Here is a 528-nt window from a genome sequence, read left to right as displayed (position 1 = left end):
TGATCCAGAACAACCAGAAAGTCGCCTATTTCCAGATAATATCAAATACAGTTATGAAGTGACTGGTCATATGACGATCCGACAAGCAATCCAAGGCTTTAACAATGGGCGACCATTAGAAGTAAATGAAGGGGATATTTTCAAAGTCTATCATGCGGAAACAGAAAATCGTAACTTGTTGATGCGGGATAACTTGGTCAGAAACTTTACGGCGGGATCAAATTATGCCCATTACCGAATCCAAAATGGTGAGTTTGAACCAATCACTATGATCCATGCAGAAAAACAAAATCAAAGCTTAGTTTTAGGTGAAGATGCAAGTGAATTGGATGCAACAAAACTGATCAATGAAGTCCGCTTTAACGGACACCAATTATCTAGTTCATTATATAATGTGGAACAAATCGATACATTTGACACACAAACAGCTGGCCAAAAATCAGTGACTGTTCGCGTATCCACAGCAGATGGTGTTACTGCTACGGACATTGAAGTACCTTATGAAGTCAAATGGGGTAGCACGATCCA

The 528-nt window shown here is 39.6% G+C and carries 1 pseudogene; it reads left to right on the top strand.

The window, feature by feature from the left end:
* Positions 1-58: 58 nt before the first annotated feature.
* Positions 59-528, top strand: a pseudogene (locus CUS89_RS15820) (cell wall protein); the annotation flags it as partial.

The organism is Enterococcus mundtii (assembly GCF_002947535.1).
GTDB classification, from domain to species: Bacteria; Bacillota; Bacilli; order Lactobacillales; family Enterococcaceae; genus Enterococcus_B; species Enterococcus_B mundtii_B.
Note: the sequence above shows the minus strand (reverse complement) of the source record. Positions and strands in the feature narration are given on the sequence as shown.